Annotated in this window: 14 protein-coding genes, 2 tRNA genes and 1 rRNA gene; 6 read left to right on the forward strand and 11 right to left on the reverse strand. The window is 69.2% G+C overall.

The features are described from left to right. Positions 1-266 (reverse strand): 16S ribosomal RNA (locus tag AW270_RS31395); the annotation flags it as partial. A gap of 612 nt (positions 267-878) precedes the next feature. Between AW270_RS31395 and AW270_RS31400 the strand changes: the two genes are divergently transcribed. Next, on the forward strand, positions 879-1,292 hold the full coding sequence (locus AW270_RS31400; protein ID WP_061299871.1) for a hypothetical protein: 414 nt from the start codon (positions 879-881) through the stop codon (positions 1,290-1,292). 1,139 nt (positions 1,293-2,431) lie between these two features. Here AW270_RS31400 and AW270_RS31405 read toward each other — a convergent pair. The 6 genes from AW270_RS31405 to AW270_RS31430 form a co-directional block, all read right to left on the reverse strand. Further along, positions 2,432-2,505 (reverse strand) — tRNA-Met (locus tag AW270_RS31405). 119 nt (positions 2,506-2,624) lie between these two features. Further along, positions 2,625-2,698 (reverse strand) — tRNA-Met (locus AW270_RS31410). Positions 2,699-2,753: 55 nt separating this feature from the next. Continuing rightward, the gene (locus AW270_RS31415) at positions 2,754-5,648 is read right to left on the reverse strand and encodes a UPF0182 family membrane protein (RefSeq protein WP_369409011.1); all 2,895 of its coding nucleotides are present in this window, start codon (positions 5,646-5,648) and stop codon (positions 2,754-2,756) included. Positions 5,649-5,815: 167 nt separating this feature from the next. Then, the gene (locus AW270_RS31420) at positions 5,816-6,859 is read right to left on the reverse strand and encodes a YlbL family protein (protein WP_061299758.1); all 1,044 of its coding nucleotides are present in this window, start codon (positions 6,857-6,859) and stop codon (positions 5,816-5,818) included. Positions 6,860-6,893: 34 nt separating this feature from the next. After that, positions 6,894-7,316, reverse strand: a complete 423-nt coding sequence (locus tag AW270_RS31425; RefSeq protein WP_061299759.1) for a molybdenum cofactor biosynthesis protein MoaE — start codon at positions 7,314-7,316, stop codon at positions 6,894-6,896. A 9-nt stretch (positions 7,317-7,325) separates the two neighbouring features. Beyond that, complete coding sequence (locus AW270_RS31430; RefSeq protein ID WP_245674948.1) at positions 7,326-8,396, reverse strand: NAD-dependent epimerase/dehydratase family protein; 1,071 nt, start codon at positions 8,394-8,396, stop codon at positions 7,326-7,328. An 82-nt stretch (positions 8,397-8,478) separates the two neighbouring features. Here AW270_RS31430 and AW270_RS31435 point away from each other — a divergent pair, with 82 nt between their 5' ends. From AW270_RS31435 to AW270_RS31445, 3 genes are read left to right on the forward strand one after another with little or no spacing between them, the layout of a single operon-like run. Then, positions 8,479-9,738: a zinc-dependent metalloprotease gene (locus AW270_RS31435; protein ID WP_061299761.1), complete on the forward strand. Its 1,260-nt coding sequence runs from the start codon at positions 8,479-8,481 to the stop codon at positions 9,736-9,738. After that, positions 9,735-10,289: an NUDIX hydrolase gene (locus AW270_RS31440; protein WP_061299762.1), complete on the forward strand. Its 555-nt coding sequence runs from the start codon at positions 9,735-9,737 to the stop codon at positions 10,287-10,289. Before AW270_RS31435 ends, AW270_RS31440 begins: the two co-directional genes overlap by 4 nt. 40 nt (positions 10,290-10,329) lie before the next feature. After that, a complete protein-coding gene (locus AW270_RS31445) occupies positions 10,330-11,334 on the forward strand; it encodes an endonuclease/exonuclease/phosphatase family protein (protein ID WP_061299763.1) in 1,005 nt (334 codons plus the stop codon). Here AW270_RS31445 and AW270_RS31450 read toward each other — a convergent pair. Genes AW270_RS31450 through AW270_RS31465 form a run of 4 tightly spaced genes read right to left on the reverse strand, consistent with a single transcriptional unit; the run spans position 11,331 to position 13,267 of the window. Further along, positions 11,331-11,747, reverse strand: coding sequence for a VOC family protein (locus tag AW270_RS31450; protein ID WP_061299764.1), 417 nt, complete (start codon positions 11,745-11,747; stop codon positions 11,331-11,333). The two genes, AW270_RS31445 and AW270_RS31450, sit on opposite strands and share 4 nt — an antisense overlap. A gap of 10 nt (positions 11,748-11,757) precedes the next feature. After that, the gene (locus AW270_RS31455) at positions 11,758-12,132 is read right to left on the reverse strand and encodes a helix-turn-helix transcriptional regulator (RefSeq protein ID WP_218009393.1); all 375 of its coding nucleotides are present in this window, start codon (positions 12,130-12,132) and stop codon (positions 11,758-11,760) included. A 41-nt stretch (positions 12,133-12,173) separates the two neighbouring features. Continuing rightward, the gene (locus AW270_RS31460) at positions 12,174-12,758 is read right to left on the reverse strand and encodes a hypothetical protein (protein WP_061299765.1); all 585 of its coding nucleotides are present in this window, start codon (positions 12,756-12,758) and stop codon (positions 12,174-12,176) included. Continuing rightward, complete coding sequence (locus AW270_RS31465) at positions 12,752-13,267, reverse strand: M48 metallopeptidase family protein (RefSeq protein ID WP_051759450.1); 516 nt, start codon at positions 13,265-13,267, stop codon at positions 12,752-12,754. Before AW270_RS31465 ends, AW270_RS31460 begins: the two co-directional genes overlap by 7 nt. A 382-nt stretch (positions 13,268-13,649) precedes the next feature. Between AW270_RS31465 and AW270_RS31470 the strand changes: the two genes are divergently transcribed. Further along, entirely contained in the window at positions 13,650-14,771 is a 1,122-nt protein-coding gene (locus AW270_RS31470) for a ThiF family adenylyltransferase (RefSeq protein ID WP_245674949.1), read from the forward strand. Then, positions 14,768-16,081, forward strand: coding sequence for an ABC1 kinase family protein (locus AW270_RS31475; RefSeq protein ID WP_061299767.1), 1,314 nt, complete (start codon positions 14,768-14,770; stop codon positions 16,079-16,081). Before AW270_RS31470 ends, AW270_RS31475 begins: the two co-directional genes overlap by 4 nt. Positions 16,082-16,293 lie beyond the last annotated feature (212 nt).

Below are 16,293 nucleotides of genomic sequence, written 5' to 3' on the forward strand. Positions count from 1 at the left end.
TGGTAGGCCACTACCCCACCAACAAGCTGATAGGCCGCGAGCCCATCCCTGACCGAAAAAACTTTCCACACCCATCCGATGCCGGAAGATGTCGTATCCGGTATTAGACCCAGTTTCCCAGGCTTATCCCAGAGTCAGGGGCAGGTTACTCACGTGTTACTCACCCGTTCGCCGCTCGAGTACCCCGAAGGGCCTTTCCGCTCGACTTGCATGTGTTAAGCACGCCGCCAGCGTTCGTCCTGAGCCAGGATCAAACTCTCCAAAAGATGTCTTCAGAGATGTTCTCCCAGCCAACATTCGTCATGAATGTCAACCAAAGGAATCCGTCATCAAATGACGGGGTTGTGCATCATGCACTGGCTTTTAGCACACTGTTGAGTTCTCAAGAAACGGACTTGCATTTTGTCTTACTTTGTGCCTTTATCTTCTCAGTCGTCCCAGTTAGTGTCAAATCCAGCGACTTGACTTCTGAGCTCGTACCCGAGAGGAATTCGGCCGCTCCCGTTTGAGAGCAACCCCTCTAACTTACCAGCGATCGGAGCGGAAGGCGAACCAGCCGCACGAACGTTGAGTTCAGGGGATGAAGCAGCCCATGCCAGATCCGCCGTGAGGCGAGTGGATGGGGTTTCGCCGGACCAGGCCGACACGAGAAGACTAACAGTTCCCCCGACCACTCACGCCACAAACGACTGCCGAGGCCTGACAACCAACCTGGTCACTCGCGCATCTAAGTAGCACCGGTTCGAGAGCGGCCCGCATGACCTCGGTGAAGGCAAGCCGATGTCAAGCCGACCGCAATCCCTCCGGGATACGAATGAGATGCGGGAGTCACCCGGCGCCAACCCGGCGTCTGGACCCCCGCCGTGGAGGTGGCCATCATGACGCAGCGGTCGGAGTTCGACGACATCCGCGCCCACATCACGGCCGAGGCCGGGCATGCCGGCGATCTTCTGAGGATCGCCCGGGAGTTGCTCGACGACCTGGAGCAGGCGCGCATGCGTGAGGCGTCCCTGCGCAACTACTACCTCGCCCTCCTGACGGCGAGTCGCGCCACGGTCGCCGCCAACGCCGCCGGCGACGCCGAGCCGTTGACCTTCCTTGAGCACGAACTGGCCAAGAACGGCCAGCTGCCCGTGGGCGAGGAGGCCGCCCGGGTGCTCGCCGACGCCAAGACCGCCCAGGCCCTGGTCGCCGCGCTCGACGAGCAGCCGGTCCGCGAGCCCCGCCGCATGGGCCCGGCCAGCAGCCGGCTGCGCCGCTGCGTCAGCGTCCACCGCAGCCTCCCGCACTGACCACAGCCGTAGAGCCCGAAGCCACCGCGGCGTAACGCGGAAGGCGACCGCACCGGGGGCTGCCACCCCCGCGGCCGCCCTCCGCCGATGGCCCGCACCCCACACCCACACCGGGGTCCGGCCGGCCCGGTTCCGATCCCTATCGGAACCGGGCCACCCAAGCACCACTGAGGGGGAACGGGGGCCCGTCTCCGGGGGGTCGGAGTCGGGCCCCACACCCATGAGCGGAGACCGGCTCCCCCTCCGGACACGACAACCCCCGATTCGTGTACGAAGCCCGCGCGCCCTCTGCCCAGACGGCAACTCCCACCGTGCGGAAGCATCACTCGTCACCCCGGCTACTGCTGGGCGCAAGCGCCACCCATGACGCCGCTCCAGGCAACTGCGCAGGTGCGTGGTCGCGCTCGCGCCGGTCGCCGTGACATCTGCCGGTTTCGGCGGCCGAGCATCCAGACATCACAGCCCGCGCGCTGAAGCATCCACTCTCAGACGCGAAATTGCTTGTGGCGGCAGCCCCGCTGGTGCTGTGACCGGAAAGGTTCACCAAGTTCGGGATCGTCACAAGCCAACAGCAGCTTCTACGGCACGGCAAAGGTTTGCGGTCACCGCGCCAGACGCCAGGGGCGCAGGCTGTCAGTCAAGTCATGACCGCCCGTCGTCATTCCACGAACGTCGACAGCGCCACCGGACTCGCCGCCCGCGTTACACACCCCGCGGACTCAGACGTCCTCGTAGCAAGCCGGTGTTGGACCGACGTCGATGGCTTTTCGGGCAACGTCATCCATCGCACTTTCGCGGACCAGCGGGTTGCTGATCATGAACCGTGCGGTCCGTCTCGTCTGCCGTCGCAGCTATAGGCGTCCGGGGCCTCAAGTACGGTTCCGCACGTTGCCTGCCTGATGGTCATCCGGTTGCGTGCGACGTCAGGACCGGCCCGCGCGACAGAGTGTTCGGGTGTGGGGATGCCGAAACCCCTCATCGGAAAACCGACGTGAATTCCCGATATGACCGGCTAAGACACCACGCAGGAATTTCACCTGCATGACCCATCCGGAGAACTCACGAAATCCGGTGACCAGCGGAACTCGTACAGAAAAAACAAAGTGGCCCGGTTCCAGGGAACCGGGCCACTTTCTCTGTAGCGGGGACAGGATTTGAACCTGCGACCTCTGGGTTATGAGCCCAGCGAGCTACCGAGCTGCTCCACCCCGCGTCGGTATGCAGTAACACTATCCACGAACTGCGAGTGACGCAAATCAATAGACCGAACACGCGCCGGCTGAAAACGAAGCGGCCCGGCTCCAGGATCTGGAACCGGGCCGTTCACTTCAGTAGCGGGGACAGGATTTGAACCTGCGACCTCTGGGTTATGAGCCCAGCGAGCTACCGAGCTGCTCCACCCCGCGTCGGTGTGTCTAAAGACTATCCGGTGCGGGGTGGTGCGGCAAATCGGAGCTCAGATCAGGGCGTTTGCGGCGGTGACGGGGTCGGCGTCGGTGTCGCCGAGCCGGTCGCGCTCGGGGTCGCCGACGGGCTGGGCGCGGGTGTCGGAGTGACGCCCTGGGCCTTGGCCAGTTCGTCGAGCGCGGCCTTCAGGTCGGCCTGGGCGGTGCCGTAGGCGTTCCAGTTGGGCGGGTTGGCCGACAGGGCCGCCTGGGCGTCCTCGTAGGCCTTCTGCGCCTTGTCGAGAGCCGTGGTGACCGAGGCCTGCTGGGCCGGGGTCTCGGGCTGCTGCGGCTGTTCCGGCTGGTTCTCGGTGTTGGTCGGCTGGTTGGGGCCGGCCTCGCCGAAGACCTGTCTGAGCGCGTCGTCGAGGTTGTCGCCGAATCCGACCTTCTGGCCGTAGAGGACCAGGACCTTCTGGAGGGTCGGGAAGCGGCCGGAGGTCTCCTCCCTCGGCTGCACGTAGACCGGCTCGACGTAGAGCAGGCCGCCGCCGAACGGGAGGGTCAGGAGGTTGCCGTAGAGGACCTCCGTCGCGCCGCCCGTGCCTCTCAGGAGGTTGAGCTCCTGGGAGACCGTCGGGTTCGTCAGGAACGTGTTCTGTGCCTGTGGCGGACCCTGGATCGTCGTCGTGCTGGGCAGCTGGAGGATCTGGAGCGTGGCGTTCTTGGAGTCGGCCGAGGCGTCGACCGCCATGAACGCGGCCATGTTCTGCCGGCCGTTCGGGACGAACGTGGTCGTCAGCGAGAACTTCTCCTCGGCGGCGCCCGGCATCTTCATGGTCACGTAGTAGGGCGGCTGCTTGCTCTTCTTCGTCGCCGGGTCCTCCGGGACCTTCCAGAAGTCCTGGCCGCCGAAGAACGCGTCGGCGTCGGTGACGTGGTACTGCGTGAGGATCTCGCGCTGGGCCTTGAACAGGTCGGCCGGGTAGCGCAGGTGGTCACGCAGGTCCTGGGAGATCTCCGAGGCGGGCCTGATGATGCCGCCGAAGGCCTTCTGCCAGGTCTTCAGCACCGGGTCGGTGTCGTCCCACGCGTAGAGGGTGACGGTGCCGTCGTAGGCGTCGACCGTGGCCTTGACCGAGTTGCGGATGTAGTTGATGTTGTCGCGCGGCACCTGCGGCACGCCGGGCTGCAGCGAGGAGGTCACGTCGGTCGTGAGGGTCTCGAGGCTGCGCGGCTCGGAGTAGGGGAAGGCGTCGGAGGTGGTGTAGGCGTCGACGATCCACTTGATGCGGCCGTCGACGATGGCCGGGTAGGGGTCGCGGTCGAGCGTGAGGAACGGGGCGACGGCCTGGATCCGCTCGATGGGCTTGCGGATGTACATGATCCGCGACTCTTCGTTGATGCTGGAGTTCAGCAGCAGGTTGGTCTCGCCGTATTTCAGGGCGTAGAGGAACCGGGTGAACAGGCCGCCGATCGGCACGCCGCCGTTGCCGTTGTAGGTGTTGTTCTTCTGCCCGTTGGTGCCCTGCTCGGGATAGTCGAGCTCGTCGGCGCGGGCGCCGTCGGGGGCTCCGACGATCGAGTATTCGGGCGAGTTCTCGCCGAAGTAGATCCGCGGCTCGTATTTGCCGAGGACCTGGGTGGGCGGGATGTCCTTCTCGTTGAAGTTGGGCACGCCGCTGCCGTCGACCGCGTTGCCGGGGGCGGCGACGAAGCCGAACCCGTGGGTGTAGACCAGGTGGTCGTTGATCCAGTTGCGCTGGTCGAGCGGGACGCCCATCTCGCGGACCGCCACGACCGTGTCCTGGGCCTTGCCCGTGGTCGGGTTCTTGTAACGGTCGATGTCGAGCTGCTCGGGGAACTGGTAGTAGCCGCGGATCTGCTGCCGCTGCTGGTAGGTCGGGCTGAGCACGCTCGGGTCGAGCAGGCGCAGCGCCGGGATCTGCGACGACTCGGCCTGGAGCACCTCGGGCTTGGCCTCGGTGGCCGCGCCGTATTGGGTGACTTTCGCGTTGTCGACCCCGTAGGCGGATCTGGTCGCCTCGATGTTCCGGGCGATGTAGTCGCGCTCCTTGGCCTGCTGGTTCGGCTTGACCTGGAACTGCTCGACGAGCGCCGGGTAGACGCCGCCGATCAGGACGGCCGACAGGACGAGCAGGCCGAGGGCCACTCCGGGCAGCATGCCGCCGGGGCGGATCACGCCGGCGAAGAACAGCGCGGCGCAGATCAGGGCGACGAACGCCAGGATGGTCTTGGCCGGGAGCACCGCGTTGACGTCGGTGAACGAGGCGCCGAAGACCTTGCCCCGGTCGGAGAAGACCAGGCCGTAGGTGTCGAGCCAGTAGGCCAGCGCCTTCAGCAGCACGAACACGCCCAGTAGCACCGACAGGTGGACCCGCGCGCCGCGCGAGGCGTGGACCCCGCCGGGGGTCTGGATGCGGAAGCCGCCGTAGAGGTAGTGGACCAGCGCCGCCGCGATCGCGGACAGGACGACCGCGATGAACAGGAAGTTCAGCACCATCCGCAGGAACGGGAAGGTGAACGTGAAGAACGAGATGTCGATCCCGAACTCGGCGTCGACCTTGCCGAACGGCGTGGCGTTCTGGAACAGCAGCCAGGTCTTCCACTGACCCGAGGTGGACGACCCCGCGAACAGTGCGAGGATCGCCATCCCGACCAGGAAGATGATCTTCCGGTGCGGGTCGACGGCCAGCCGGTAGCGGTCGGCTCCCTGTGCGTTGCCGAACATGCCGGGGCCGAACATGGGACGGACCCGGAAGGCCAGCGCCATGTTCCCGCCGACGATGCCGACCATCAGCGCGGCGCCGACGACGAACAGCAGGATCTGGGTGATCAGCATGGTCGAGAAGACCGAGCTGAAATCGACCGAGTCATACCAGAGATAGTCGGTATAGAACCCGGCGAAGATGTAAAGGACGATCACGACCGCGACGATCGCGATTCCCACGGGAATGAGCAGGCGGGGCCGGCGGGGCACGCGCATCGCCCGACCGGCTCCGGGGCTCCGGAAGCTCAACGCCAAACCCCTTTGGTCAAAAGCACAAACGGTCTGTGCCTGGCAACCTACACCGCGTTCGGCAGTGCTGCGCTTCTGGAAACCCCTCGGGAAAGCGTTCAGGAAGTGCAGGCGGGGACGGATCCGGATCCGGTGCGAATCGCGTCGAGGGCCTTGATGGCGCCGTCGAGTGTGTCCACCTTGACCAGGCGCAATCCGTCGGGGACGGCCGCGGCGGCGGCGGGGCAGTTCGCGGAGGGCGTGAGGAAGACGGTCGCGCCGGCCTTCTTGGCCCCGACCATCTTCTGCTCGATGCCGCCGATGGCGCCGACCTTGCCGTCGCCGTCCATCGTGCCGGTGCCGGCGATGGCCTTGCCGCCGGTCAGCGGGCCGGGGGTGAGTTTGTCGTAGATGCCCAGGGAGAACATCAGGCCCGCGCTCGGGCCGCCGACGTCGCCGACGCTGATGTTGACGGTGAAGGGGAACTTGTACGACATGCCCATGCGGACGCCCACGATCGCCTGGCCGTCGGCGCCCGCGACGGTTTTCACGGTCACGTCCTGTTTGACGTTCTTGCGTTCGATGCCGAACACCACGTCGTCGCCGGGTTTGCGGGCCCGGACGGCCTTCGCGACCGCGTCCATGTCGGTGGCCGGGGTTCCGTCGACGGCGGTGATCAGGTCACCCGCCAGGAGCTTGCCCTCGGCGGGGGTGCCCTTGTCGGTGCTGGCGACCTTGACCACGTTTTGATAGGCGATCTTGAGTTCGCGCAGGGCGGCGGCGGTGGAGGTCTCCTGGGAGGTCGCCATCTCGGCGGTGTTCTCCTCCTCGACCTCCTCCACGGTCTGCTCCCTGGGGAAGATCGTCTCCTCGGGGACGACCGCGATGGTGTCGTCGAGCCAGCCGCGCAGGGCGGTCAGCAGGCCGATGCGGTTGCCGGGGCCGCCCTGGTAGGCGACGGTGACCATGCTGAGCATGCCCGATGTGGGGAAGGTCTCGTGGCCGGCGACGGTGATCACCGGCTTGCCCTTCACGTCGCCGATCGTGTTCTCGGTCGGGCCGGGTGACAGCACGACGTAGGGAACCGGGAGCATCGCGCCGCCCACAGCAAGCGCGAGCGTGAGGAAACCCGCCACGAGCAGGGTGAGGGCACGTCGGGACATGCCAGAACTCTAAAGGCTCTTCGATAAGGCGCGGCTAACAGGCGCCGACCCACTCGGCCGATCCGTCGGCGAAGCGCTGGTTCTTCCAGATCGGCACCTCGTGCTTGAGGTCGTCGATCAGCCGCCGGGACGCCGCGAACGCCTCGGCACGGTGGGGGCAGGCCACCGCGACGATCACCGCGATGTCGCCCAGCGCCAGGTCTCCGACCCGGTGGACGGCGGCCAGGGCGGTCACCGGGAACTCGGCGACGATCTTCCCCGCCACCCGCTCCAGCTCGTCGAGGGCGGTCGGGTGGGCCGAGTAGGACAGCCCGCTGACCTCCTTGCCGCCGTCGAGGTCGCGGACGGTGCCGACGAACAGGACCGTGCCCCCGGCGGCGGCGTCGCCGACGGCCGCGAAGACCTCGTCGACCGAGAGGGGGGTGTCGCGAATGGCCAGGAGGCGGATGACGTCCACCTGATCAGTCTAAATCTTCTTCTTCCTGCGGGCCGCGCGGACGATCGCCGCGGTGCCGATGACGGCGACGGTGGCGCCGGCGGCGGTGATGGTGGCGTCCTTGCCGCTCAGGCGGCGGCCGACGACGGCGTGTTTGCCCTCGCGGTAGGTCATGAGCTCGCGCAGGGCGGCCTCGTTGGTCCAGGTGGGCTTCCAGCCCGCCGCCCGCAGCGTCGCGCCGTCGACCACCCAGGGGTAGACGACGTAGTGGAGGTCGGTGGCCGGGGCCGGGGTGATGCCGAGGCGGTGGAGGCGCTGGGCCGTGGAGAAGGTCAGGCCGGCCGGGAGCTCGAAGCGGCGGACGCCGGAGACCTCCTCGACCTGGTCCATCTCCAGCCAGCCCTCGGAGCCGACCGCGACCACGCCGTTGACGTGGCCGAGCGCGGCCATCTCCAGGGCCGAGACGAGGTCGTCGATGTGGCAGAACTGCCAGCGCGGCAGGCAGCCCTTGACCACCAGCAGGCGCGGGGCCTCGAAGTGGCGGGTGACCACGGTGTCGACCTCGGGGCCGACCAGCGCGGCCGGGCGCAGCACCACGACCTCCAGGCCGGGGTGGGCCCGCAGCGAGCGGCGGACCAGCGACTCGATCTCCAGGTGGTCGCCGACCACGCCGGTGTCGGGCTCGGCCGCCACGGGGGCGTCTTCGGGCAGCGGGACGGGGTTGTCGGCGTCGGCGCCGTACACCATCGCGCTGGTGACCACGACGACCCGGCGCACCCGGGCGGCGGCCGAGGCGGTGAGGACGGTCTGGGCGGCCCGCAGGTTGTAGGCCCGGCGTTCGGTGGGGTCGCCGTCGAGGGTGAAGTCGCCCCCGAGGTGGACGAGCACGTCGACGTCGGAGATCCGGTTCGCCAAGAGCGGATCGCGGATGTCGAGCACCCGCCAGGTCACGTCGGTGACGTCGCCGCGTTGCTCGTCGATCGCCACCACACGGCGGAAATCCGCAGACGAGGCGACCTTCGACAGGAACGCCCTGCCTACTCCCGAGGCCGCGCCGGTGACGGCGACGACGGGCGGACGATGGCGTTTCGAGACTGGCACGCGGTCCTCACTTTGCGCTGACACGCCCCACGACGGATAACGTGGCGGATGTGGACTCCTCCATCCTGCACGAGGTGGCGCGGTGACTGACCTGCCAGGTCGCGAAAACGATCCTAACGAGAACCCGTTCGCCATGTTCGGCAACCCCGAGCAGATGGCCCAGGCGATGCGTCAGTTCGCCGACATGCTCTCGGCCCCACCCGGCTCAGGCCCGGTGAACTGGGAGATGGCGAAGAACATCGCCCGCCATGCCGTGGTCGCCGACGGCGGTGACCCCAGTGTGATGGAAGGGGAGAAACGCCAGATCGTCGACGCGCTGAACCTGGCCGACCTGTGGCTCAACGAAGCCACGACGTTGCCCAGCGGCGTGTCGAACCCGCAGGCGTGGAGCCGGTCGGAGTGGATCGAGAAGACCACCCCGATCTGGGGCCAGCTGTGCGACCCGGTGGCCGCCAAGATGGTGGAGACCATGGGCGGCAGCCTCGGCGCCGCCGGTCTTCCCGCCGAGGCCCAGGCCATGGCCGGGCCGCTGATGGGCATGCTGAAGCAGATGGGCGGCATGATGGTCGGCCAGCAGATCGGCCAGGCCCTCGGCACCCTCGCCCGTGAGGTGATCGGCACCAGCGACATCGGCCTGCCGCTGTCCGACACCGCCGCGCTGCTGCCCGGCGGGATCGCCGCGTTCAGCCAGGGGCTCGAACTGCCCGCCGAGGAGATCCGGCTCTACCTGGCCCTGCGCGAGGCGGCCCATCACCGGCTGTTCCAGCACGTGCCGTGGCTGAAGTCACACCTGCTCGGGGCGATCGAGGAGTACGCCCGCGGCATCACCGTCGACGTGTCGGCGCTCCAGGACAAGCTCCAGGGGCTCGACATCAACGACCCGTCGCGTCTTCAGGAGATCCTGTCGGGCGGCGACCTGCTCAAGCCGGCCGAGACCGAGCGCCAGAAGGTCGCGCTGAAGCGACTGGAGACCACGCTCGCGCTGGTCGAGGGCTGGGTCGCCACGGTGGTCGACGCCGCCGCGTCGGGCAAGCTGCCCTCGTCCGGGGCGCTGGGCGAGACCGTCCGCCGCCGCCGGGCCTCCGGCGGGCCGGCCGAGCTCACGTTCTCCACGCTGGTCGGCCTCGAACTGCGGCCCCGGCGGCTGCGTGAGGCGGCGGCGCTGTGGAAGGCGGTCGGCGACGCGCGCGGCATCGACGAGCGCGACGCCATCTGGGGCCACCCCGACCTCATGCCGACCCCGGCCGACCTCGACAACCCCGAGGCGTTCGTGGCCGGCAAGGAGGACTTCGACCTCGGGCTGCTCAAGCTCCTCGAAGAAAACGACGACGACGACAAGTGACCCTCCGCGACGAAGCCGCGGCGCTGCTCGCGGCCTGGACCGGCCCGACCCCCGAAGAGGAGACGCTCCGCCAGGAGTTCCTCCGTCATCTGGCCGACCACGAGAACGGGATGTGGCGCGAGTGCGTGCCGGGGCATCTGACCGCCACGACGGCGGTGCTGTCCCATGACGGCGCCCGGGTGCTGCTCACCTTCCACCACAAGGCGAAGATGTGGCTCCCGATGGGCGGCCACTGCGAGCCGGGCGATCTGACGCTGCCCGACGTCGCGCTGCGGGAGGCGGTCGAGGAGTCGGGCATCCCCGGCCTGACCCTGCTGCCCGGTCCGCTGGCGCTCGACCGCCACGAGGTGTGGTGTCATCCGCCGCAGTGCTGGCACCTCGACGTGGAGTTCGGCGCGGTGGCTCCCGAAGGGGCCGAGTTCGTGATCAGCGACGAGTCGCTCGCGCTCGATTGGTTCCCGGTCGACGAGATCCCGGATCCGAGCGACATGGCCACCCGGCGGCTGGCGAGCAGGGCCCGCGCCGTGCTCGCGCACAACCTTCACAATTGACTTACACGTCCTCTGCACACCGCTGGCTAGGGTTTTCGGCGTGGACACTCAGGTGGGCGTCGAAGTCGGCGGGGAGATCCGCTCCCCTGCCCCCTCGCGGGGGCGCAAGCGCCGGGCGTTCGCCTGGGTGCTCGCCGGGACCAGCGTGCTGTGGGCCTTCTTCCGGCTGACCGGCATCGAGCTGACCGGTTTCGGAACGCTCCTGTCGACGGGCACGCCCTACGCGCTGCTCGGGACCGTCGTGGCCGTGCTGGTCGCGGTGCTGGCCCGCGCGCGGTGGGCCGCCGTCGCGGCGCTGGCCTCGGTGATCGGGCTGTCGCTGGTGGTCGTGCCCCGGGCGCTGCCCTCGGAGCAGCCCGTCGTCGACGGGCCGTCGCTGCGGGTGCTGTCGGTCAACATGCGCTTCGGGCGCGCCGACGTGGGGTCTCTGATGGCTCTCGTACGGTCGGCGCGCCCCGATGTGATCTCGGTGCAGGAGCTGAGCCCCCGGGCGGTCGAGGGGCTGGCGGCGGCCGGGCTGGGGTCCCTGATGCCGTACGACCATCTGGAACCCCACTACAGCGCCTCGGGGTCGGGCATCTACTCGCGGTTCCCGGTGACGCCTCTGCCGGGGTTCGCCCCCGGTGACGGGCACCGGATGCCGTACGCGAGGATCGCGGTTCCCGGCGCTCCGCCGGTCGAGCTGATCGACGTGCACACGGTCGCGCCGCTGGGGCGTGACCTGGGGCTGTGGCGCGACGGGCTGCGGTCGCTGCCCCGGCCCGACGCGGGGACGATCCGCATCCTGGCCGGCGACTACAACGCGACGCTCGACCACGCCGAGTTCCGGGCGGTGGTCGGGCAGGGCTGGGTCGACGCCGCCGACGCGACCGGCAAGGGCCTGGTCACCACCTGGCCCGCCGGACGCCGTCCGCCGCCCCTCATCACGATCGACCACGTGCTGGTGGATCCGCGCGTGGCGGTCGACCACGTCTCCATCCACGACGTGGCGGGCACCGACCACCGGGCGTTCTTCACCGCGCTGCGGCTGCCGGCCGCGCTCTAGCCCTTGCGCGGCTGGTTGAAGCGCAGCAGGTTGCCTGAGGGGTCGCGGAAGGCGCAGTCGCGGACGCCGTAGAACTGGTCGATCGGCTCCTGGAGGACCTCGGCGCCGGAGGCGGCGATCTTCTCGAAGGTGGCGTCGCAGTCGTCGGTGGAGAAGATGAGGCCGCGCAGCAGGCCCTTGGCCAGCAGCTCCGACATGGTCTCCTTGTCCTCGGCCGAGGCGCCGGGGTCGGCCAGCGGCGGTTCGAGCACGATCTCCACGTCGGGCTGGGACGGCGGGCCGACGGTGACCCATCGCATGCCCTCGTAGGAGACGTCGTTGCGGACTTCCAGACCGAGCACGTCGCGGTAGAAGGCGAGCGCGGTGTCGTGGTCGTCGACGGCGATGAAGCACGTGCGGAGTTTGATGTCCATGCGTCTCACGCTACGGCGCGGCCGGTGACTTGGCTTCTCCGTTCCTGACCGGCCTGGTGTAGATCTTCGCGATGCAGGGCGGGATGGCGGCGGCGTCGTCGTGGGAGCGGGCGCGGTAGGCGCTGGGGCTCTCCCCGACCAGCTCGGTGAAGCGGGAGCTGAAGGAGCCGAGCGACGTACAGCCGACGGCGAAGCAGACCTCGGTGACCGACAGCACCCCGGCCCGCAGCAGCGCCTTGGCGCGCTCTATCCGGCGGGTCATCAGGTAGCTGTAGGGCGTCTCGCCGAAGGCGGCCCGGAAGCTGCGGGAGAAGTGGCCCGGCGACATGAGCGCGGCCTGCGCGAGGGCGGGGACGTCGAGGGGCTCGGCGTAGTCTCGGTCCATCATGTCGCGGACCCTGCGCAGGCGGACCAGGTCGTCGCGGTTCACGCCATCACCAGGGCCCGGGTGGAGTCCCAGCCCTCCAGGCCCGGGTCGAGGCGGGCGATGTCGGCGGGGGTGCGGAGCCGGTGCCAGCCCGGCCCGGTGGCGATCTTGCGTGGGCCCGGGGCCTGGGCGCGCAGCGCCTTGACGATCTCCGGGTGGTCGACGTCGAGGGTCGCCCAATCGGGGAACGGCAGGTGGGCGGCGACCGCGACGGCTCCCCCGTTGTCGGCCGGGCAGACGGCGATCTCGGCGCGGCCGAGCTCGCGGAAGAGCTTGCCGATCAGCAGCGGCGGCAGGTCGGGCGCGTCGCCGCAGACCACGACCGCCTGGTCGGCGGGCGGGAGGGCGGCGAAGGCCCGGTCGGCGGAGTCGACGGAGATCACCGGCGTGCCCGGCCAGGCGATCTCCTCCAAACCTGGAACTCCAACCGCTATGATCACTGGGGTGACCAGGTCGAGCCCGGCGACCATCTCGTAGGTGTCCTCGGCCACCGCGCGCAGGAACTCGTCGCGGCCGACACCCGGCGGGGCGGCGTCGCCGGTCGACGGGGTCACCAGCACGGCGACCAGCCGGTCGGTCAACACTCCTCCGGGGTGCCGCTGGCGGCCATGGAGAAACCCTCCAGGAAACCGCGCGCGCGTTCGGCCTTGGGGTAACGTTCGACCAGCGCCCAGAAGCGAGGGCCGTGACTCGGCACCAGCAGGTGCACCAGCTCATGCATGATCACGTAGTCTACGACCCACGCGGGCATACCCCGGAGTCTCACCGACAGCCGGATCGTGCCATGATCTGGAGTGCATGACCCCCATCGGTGGAGCTGGTTCTCGACCCAGCGGACACTCGACGGCGCGGCCCTGCCGTCCAGATACCGAGCCGACAGTTCCCGCGCGCGATCGAGCAGGTCGTCGTCGCTGGGTCTTTTACGCTGCTCCTTCGCCGCCAGGCGTTCGAGCATGCGGCGTACCCACTGCTCCTCGTCGGTCGTGCTCAGACCGGCAGGCAGCAGCACGATGGTTTTGTCTCCATCGCGGTACGCGGAAACGGTTCGCCGCCGACGTGCGCTCCGACGAACCTCGACTGTCTCGGGGGGCACATATGCACGGTACTCGACACGCGCGGAATTCCACAGGGGGTCAACGGCGTTCCCGCTGGTCAATCAACGTTTCCCGCATGTTAAGCCGACACACTGGCCACGTTGGTCATCCGTAGGACCGCTGGTGAGAGCGCCGGGAAAGGCCGATGCGCACCAGGTTTCCCCTGTTAAGGGGGCAACGGACGGTTATGGCCAGATGCCGAAACGCAAACTTTTTTCCTTTACGGCTCCGCCCGCCCGGCCCCGGCCGCCGTCTCCGGCCGCGCCCCGCATCCGGCGCCGACCGGCCGCGCCCGCTCCGGTTCCGGAGCGTCGGAAGGGTTATCCACAGGCGGCTCGAAAGCCTCTCGGCGGGTGCGCGGGGTATGACAGTTTCCCCGCCATGACACCACTGCTGGGCATGGCCAGCCGTCCGAGAGTGAAGCCCGCCATCGGGGTCGCGGCGCGCGACGAGGAGACGCTCCAGTTCGGCCTGCACCCCGCGCGGGCGGTCCTGCTGACCGGGCTCGACGAGCGGGCGCGGCGTTTCGTGGCCGCCCTCGACGGCACACGGACGCTGGCGCAGGCCGTCGCCGGGTCCGGGCTCGACGAGACGACCGCCACCCGGATCATCGAACTCCTCGCCGGCCGGGGCCTGCTCGACGACGTCTCGGGCCCCGCGCCGCTGACCTCGCTCAGCCGGGAGGAGCGCGACCGGTTCAGGCCCGACCTGGAGGCACTGTCGCTCCCGCCCACCGTCTACGAACTCCCCGCCGACCAGACAGCCCCTCCGGCGGCCCTGGACGGCGGCCTGAGGGCCTTTACCGCCCGACAAGGGTCATATGTCCGGATTTATGGCGGAGGCCGGATAGGGGCCCGTGTGGCCGCCCTGCTCGCGGCGGCCGGGGTCGGGCGGATCTGCGTCCTCGACCCCGAACCCGCGCGGCCCGAAGACGTGGTCCCGGGCGGGCTCGGCTGGGAACACGTCGGCAGGCCCCGCGAGGAGGGCGCGGTCAAGGTGGCCTCCACGGTGGCGCCGAGCGTCACGGCCTGGGAGGGGCGGGCCGCCGCCGGGCTGATGGACGGCGCGGCCACCCCCGACATGGTCGTGCTGGCTCCCGTCGGGGCGGCCGATCCGCTGCTGGCCCACGACCTCACCACGCTGGGCATCCCCCACCTCCTGGCCACCTGCGCCGAGGGATGCGGTTCGGTGGGGCCGGTGGTGGTCCCGGGGAGGTCGCCGTGCCTGGGCTGCATCGAGCTGACCCGGCGCGACCGCGATCCGGGCTGGCCGACGGTCCGGGCGGCCATCCGGGCGCAGACCGGATGCGACACCGTCACCTCGGGTCTCGTCGCGGGTCAGGCGGCCGGCCACGTGCTCGCGTTCCTCGACGGACGCGGCGTCGACGCGATCGGGACGGCGGAGATCCTGCCGGATTTACAGTGGCGGCGCCGGGTGTGGCCGCGTCATCCCCGATGCCGTTGTAGTCGAAACGACCAGGCTGGGCTAACAATGGTCGCGTGAGTGACCTTCCGCGCAACGCCGTGACGCGCTCGGCGAAGCTGGCGGCCCTGCCCCTGGGGTTCGCTGGGCGCACCGCTCTCGGCCTGGGGAAACGGATCGGCGGGAAATCCGCGGAAATCGTCGCCCAGGAGATCCAGGACCGTACCGCGGCGCAGATTTTCAAGATTCTCGGTGAGCTCAAGGGCGGGGCGATGAAGCTCGGCCAGGCTCTGTCGATCTTCGAGGCGGCGCTGCCGAGCGAGATCGCCGGGCCCTACCGAGCCACCCTGACCAAACTCCAGGACGCCGCGCCCCCGCTGCCCGCCGCGACCGTGCATCGGGTGCTGGCCGAGGAACTGGGGGCCGACTGGCGGGAGAACTTCCTCTCCTTCGACGACCGGCCGGCCGCCGCCGCCTCGATCGGGCAGGTCCACCGGGCGGTCTGGCACGACGGCCGCGAGGTCGCCGTGAAGATCCAGTATCCCGGGGCCGGGAAGGCGCTGATCGCCGACTTCAACCAGCTCGCCCGGCTGGGGAAGATGTTCGGGGCGCTGCTGCCGGGGCTCGACGTCAAGGCGGTGCTGGCCGAGCTGAAGGACCGGGTGGTCGAGGAGCTCGACTACTTCCTGGAGGCCGAGGCGCAGCACGCCTTCGCGGTCGGCTTCAAGGACGACCCCGACTTCCGCGTCCCCGACGTGATCGCGGCCAACGAGCACGTCCTGGTGACCGAGTGGATCGACGGCACCCCCCTGTCGAAGGTGATCACCGACGGCACCCCCGAGGAGCGCGACCGGGCCGGCCTGCTGCTGACCCGGTTCCTGTTCAGCTCTCCCGCCCGGGTGGGGATGCTGCACGCCGACCCGCACCCCGGGAACTTCCGCATGCTGCCCGACGGGCGGCTGGGGGTGCTCGACTTCGGCGCGGTCAACCGCCTGCCCGACGGCTATCCGCCGGTGTTCGGCCGCCTGGTGCGGATCTTCAACCAGGGCGACATGGAGACGGTCGTCGAGGGCCTGCGCGAAGAGGGCTTCATCCGCCCCCACATCGACGTCGACACCGAGGCGCTCCGGGCCTTCCTCGCCCCCTACGTCGAGCCGACCCAGGTCGAGGAGTTCACCTTCAGCCGGGCGTGGCTCCAGGCCCAGGCCGCCAGCGCCACCGACCTCCGCTCGACCAACGTGGTCCGCCAGCTGAACCTGCCCGCGACCTATGTCCTGATCCACCGCGTCCACGCGGCGGGCGTGGGCGTGCTCTGCCAGCTCGGCACCACCGCCCGCTTCCGCGACGAGGTCGCGACCTGGGTCCCCGGCTTCACCGACGAGACCGACTGAGGACGAAAGCCTGGGGGAAGCCGCGCTTCTCGTCCTCGCTCGGCGCGATGACCAGCCGCGCGAGTCCGTCATGGCCGTGAGCATGCAGAAAGGCCCGGGTGTGTAGTGGTACACCCGGGCCTTTTTCTGCAAGTGGCCGTTAGAGCCTCGACAGGGCCGCCTGGAGGGCGGCGGTCGCGCGGGCGGCTCGTTCACGCGCTTTGTTCGCGTTC

This window comes from Herbidospora cretacea, assembly GCF_001570605.1.
In the GTDB taxonomy this organism is placed as follows: domain Bacteria; phylum Actinomycetota; class Actinomycetes; order Streptosporangiales; family Streptosporangiaceae; genus Herbidospora; species Herbidospora cretacea.